This is a genomic window from Myxacorys chilensis (genome assembly GCF_059505265.1).
The window spans coordinates 1-4,398 of sequence record NZ_JCACKG010000172.1; the positions used below are offsets into that span (position 1 = coordinate 1).

Annotated in this window: 5 protein-coding genes; 2 read left to right on the forward strand and 3 right to left on the reverse strand. The window is 46.0% G+C overall.

The window, feature by feature from the left end; genetic code table 11:
- The first annotated feature begins 321 nt into the window (after positions 1–321).
- Positions 322–1,164, forward strand: coding sequence for a ParA family protein (locus AC5JLB_RS13905; protein ID WP_495874423.1), 843 nt, complete (start codon positions 322–324; stop codon positions 1,162–1,164).
- A 15-nt stretch (positions 1,165–1,179) separates the two neighbouring features.
- Entirely contained in the window at positions 1,180–2,448 is a 1,269-nt protein-coding gene (locus tag AC5JLB_RS13910) for a hypothetical protein (RefSeq protein WP_495874424.1), read from the forward strand.
- Positions 2,449–2,745: 297 nt separating this feature from the next.
- Here AC5JLB_RS13910 and AC5JLB_RS13915 read toward each other — a convergent pair whose 3' ends face one another.
- From AC5JLB_RS13915 to AC5JLB_RS13925, 3 genes are all read right to left on the reverse strand, one after another.
- The gene (locus AC5JLB_RS13915; protein WP_495874426.1) at positions 2,746–3,099 is read right to left on the reverse strand and encodes a DDE-type integrase/transposase/recombinase; all 354 of its coding nucleotides are present in this window, start codon (positions 3,097–3,099) and stop codon (positions 2,746–2,748) included.
- 103 nt (positions 3,100–3,202) lie between these two features.
- Complete coding sequence (locus tag AC5JLB_RS13920) at positions 3,203–3,769, reverse strand: IS630 family transposase (RefSeq protein ID WP_495874427.1); 567 nt, start codon at positions 3,767–3,769, stop codon at positions 3,203–3,205.
- A complete protein-coding gene (locus tag AC5JLB_RS13925) occupies positions 3,766–4,278 on the reverse strand; it encodes a helix-turn-helix domain-containing protein (RefSeq protein ID WP_495874425.1) in 513 nt (170 codons plus the stop codon). The genes AC5JLB_RS13920 and AC5JLB_RS13925 overlap by 4 nt, the downstream gene beginning before the upstream one ends.
- Positions 4,279–4,398 lie beyond the last annotated feature (120 nt).

Sequence of the window (4,398 nt, forward strand, 5' to 3'; positions counted from 1 at the left end):
CATCGCTTATGCCGCAAACAAGATGCAACTTCAATTGTTGCCAGGTTAATAGAAATTAAAAACAAAAAATTAAAAACAGGGCGTAGAATTTTGTTGGAAATCGAGAGAAATTCAGTAGTATATGAAATCAACGCTTAAAGATTATCGAAGCGTTGCCTTGTACCGCAACGTTGCAGTACACCCTCAAAAGTTGTGGTACAAGGCGTTTTGCATGACGTAGAACAATCGATTCAAGAGACTCAATTAGCCGCAACTTGATGTAGACAAAGCATTTTTTATCAGTTGATCATGCCCTAACAGTAGAATACGGACACTGAACTTATGCAGGTTAGACTTACGATCGAAAGCAATACAGGCGGTTCTGGAAAAACGACATTAGCCAGCCATCTTGCCTACGCCCTGGCAAAGAAGAAGCTTCGAGTAGTATTGATCGAACTCGATCCAAATGGTTCTCTCGCCTTATTTACCGGGCTTCCTAAGCTGCGACCGGATGAAGTAGAAGACTCGATCGCGTGTCTCTTTGAACGCCAATTCAAAGGGGACTATCCGCTAGTTCCAGTTTGGGAAGACCACACGAAGTTGGTTCAAGTCATCCGAGGTGGTTCTCCTCTGCATACAGCGATTCGAGGATTGCATCTACACGAGCGTCCCTATGAAGTTCTGAAGGATCGGCTGGAAGACTACCCGATCGATGCAGATGTCATCATTATTGACACGCCCGCCTCGGTTGAACCAATGGGACTCATTGCCCTGGCAGCCGCAACCCATTTCATTGCTGCGATTAAACCAGAGTTTAAAGACTCCTGGAGTTCAAGCGACATGCTGAATTGGTTTTACGAGAAAGTAGATTCGCTCCGTCTGCGTCCTCGTCCTGAAATTCTAGGTTTCGTTCCATCACGGGTTGATCTGCAGAAAGCTGTGCATCGTAATTTATTGGGTCTTAAACCTGATGGAACCAAAAATGACAAAATCGATCCGGTTGATACGATTCCCTACCAGCTAGAACAGCTTGAAATTCCTTGCTTTCCCCACATCAAAGAATCTGGGTTTTTCCTTAGCGCCAGTGGCACAGGACTTCCAGTTCATCTCTACCGCCCCGACGACAAAATCACGAAATCTTTCGATCCGATCGTCAAAGAAATTGTCAAACATTTGAAAAAATAACTAGAGGAGTTCACTATGCCGAAGCCCCCAGCAATCAAACCATCCGCTATGTTTGCGGATGCCGGACAAAGCCAGCAGATTTCTCGGCTAAAAGGTCGGGTCGAAGAACTAGAAGCAGAGATTGCCGAACTTAAATCGAGTGGAGTTAGCTCCAAAGAGAAAACAGAGCTTGAGTCCAAAATTCAGTTTTTAGTGCAGGAATTGTCCGAAACTCAAGGAATCAAGCAGGTTGACTTTAAGGACATTAGCCGTAATCCGCTGCAACCGCGTATTATTTTCACTCATGCTCAGCAGCAGGCGTTTGCCAGTGTTCTGAAAGAGGAAGGGCAACTTGCTCCAGTGCTGTTGATGGAGATGACGGATGAAGTGCGATCGCAGTTGAGACAGTATGAAGAGCAAGGACTGTTTATTGCAGATCAACCGCTCTATGACATCAATCTTCCATACCTGATGTTTGATGGAGAGCGACGATTACGCTCAGGCACATTGAGCGGATTGCCAAACCTAAAGTCGGTCGTTATGCCTGCCAAGGGCGCGATCGACCTTTTAGAGATTCAATCTAAAGCAGTTTCCACTACCATTCACCAAAAGAAACTGCATGACTTGGAGATGGCTCAAGTTCTCATTTGCCAATGCTCTCATCGCTACCCTTATCTCAAGGATGTTTTAGAAGAGCCATTGGATGTTGAATTGCCACGCGCACTGAATACTGCATTGACGCAGTTGAAACGACGATTAAGACGGGGGGATCAATCTGCTGATCTAACAGAGATTTTGACTGCCGATCGCTCAGTTCAGAAAGAGTGGATTGAGAATTCAGGTTTGGAAGAGGAAGCAAGGGCGATTTTGGATGTCATTCTGAGCTATCAGCAAAATCCAGGGACAATTTCTCGATATGTTCTTCCCTTGCTCAAGTTGCCGGATGATTTGAAGCAAGCAGTCTGGGATGAAGGAATGGAGCCTGCAAAACTTCGCATTCTAAACCAATTGAGTGCAGAAGCCTTAGATGTTGATGAGTCAGAAGCGAAGAAAATTCGGGTCGGTGTGACGCAAAATGCGATCGCAAACAGTTGGAGTACCCAAACCATCAATGAGCAAGTGAAGGCAATTCTGGCTCAATCCAATCCGGCTAATGCACCTGAACAACCTAAATTACCAAGAGAGATTACCGCGCTGGAAAACACTGATTTTTCGGAGTTGTCGCCTGCCCAACTCCGAGAATGTCAGCAGATTCTCAACCGTAGGCTGAAGGAAATCAAACAGTTGATCGCTCAAGAATCGTGAGGATAAGTTTTCAGAGAAAACAGCCCTTTCCCGAAAATTGCTCACTTTAGCCAAGCAGTCTGATTTTAGTTGAGTGGTGCAATCGTGCTGGTTGAGATCGACCTGGAGGCATTAAAATGCAGCAGAATCAGGAGTACTCGGTTCGTGCAAAGCATCTTCTAACACTATCCAAGCAACCAATTAGCTGCTTGGGATTGGCGGGTCAGTACCTCAAGGTCTGACTTGTGTTCAGGCTGCTTTTACGGTTGTGTCGCAAATACTTTTTAGTGACAAACGAAGTATCTCGTTCGCGTTGCATTAAGCACTAATTCCAAAGAGTTGCTCAATGAATTTTACTTGAGACACACTGTTCCCTCGTTCGATTCCATTTGCTTGTCCTTTGCAAATCATACTCATCGCTTCAATTCCTTGAAGTGTTCGTCTTGCCGTGTTAAATGACCCAAATCCCATCATTGGTTTTGTCAATCGCTTGATGGTGCGATGATCCTGCTCAATCCCATTGTTCATGTACTTGCTCTGCCGCAATTCGGTCTCTGTTGCCAGCGTTTCATCTGCTTTCAGTGCTTCGACTGCCACGGGGTAGGCCGCATTCTTATCGACGGTGATTACCCGTGGAGCTTGGGTGTGTTGAGCTTTCGAAAGTGTCAGAATTGAAGCTTCAAAAGGTCTAAAAACGAGGCTGCATTGACACGAAAAGGAATGCTTTCTACATCATTTCGATTAAGCCGCTTGAAACATCACTTCTAATATCAATTTAAACAGTGTTCAGGGCAGATAGAGCTTCCAAGATAAAAGGATAACCTGTGAGTGAAGCAATCACTTCCGGTGTTAACTCGGACAGGAGTTGATCGACTTTGGTTTGCAGTTGAGCTAACGTCTTGAACGAAGCCCACTTGAGGTCTGCCTTAAGCTGTTCCCACAATCGCTCAATCGGATTTAACTCTGGGCAGTAAGGCGGTTGAAACAACAGAATGATGTTTTCTGGCACAACTAAGTCCTTGCCCTTGTGAAACCGCCCATTGTCGACTTGAAGAATGTTGAGACTATTTGGATACGCTTTCGAGAACTCATCCAAAAACCGTTGATAGCACTCGGTATCGACATGGGAGAATTGCAGCAAAAAGGATTCTCCAGTTACAGGTTCAACGGCTCCATAGAGCCAAAAGGCTTTGAACACCCACTGCCACGATCCAATCGGTTTGATGCCGCAAGCGGTGATCAGTCGTCCAACGATTGTCTTGAGCCCAAAACGACTTTCATCTTGAGCAAAGTAGCGAATCGGTCGCTCAGTTTGCTGGACTTGGTGAGCATACTGACTCAGTAGGTTGAGGTCGTCTGCAAGGTTTGCTTAAAAGCCTCTCGCTGCTCGCGGTCTTGCTTACAATGTTGAGGACGAGCAACCTTGAGCTTAGCTTTGAGTCGATAACGGGTCATCTGGTAGACCGCATGGTACTCAGCTTCAACGCCCAAGGTTTCCGACAACCACTGTTGCACCGCTCCATAGCTGGCAAATCCATGTTCCGGGTCGTCTAACCGCTTTGCCAACGTATCTTCTGCCCATTGCGGAATCACTCGCACGCCCCCAGGCGATTTCTTCACTTCCAACATCGCTTCTATCCCGCCCGTTCGGTACAACATCAACCACGTTTGCAACGTATTGCGATGTTTCCCAGTCGATTGAGCAATGGCGCTGATGCTTGGCGGGTTGTCCTGTTTAAGCCAGTAGAGAACTTGCAATCGCTCCTTATCTTTCGGCGTTTTCGCTTGTCGCAGTTGTGCGGCTAAATCTTCTACACTTTCTTTGACTTCAATTGACGTAATGCCACCCATGGGTAGAGCCTTGAACGACACTTCTCACTTTAGGTTGTTTGCCGTCTTCTCAATTTAAATTGGTATAACGCTTGCACTCGCTCAACGAACACACTTCTTCGCATAGATAGAGATACGAAT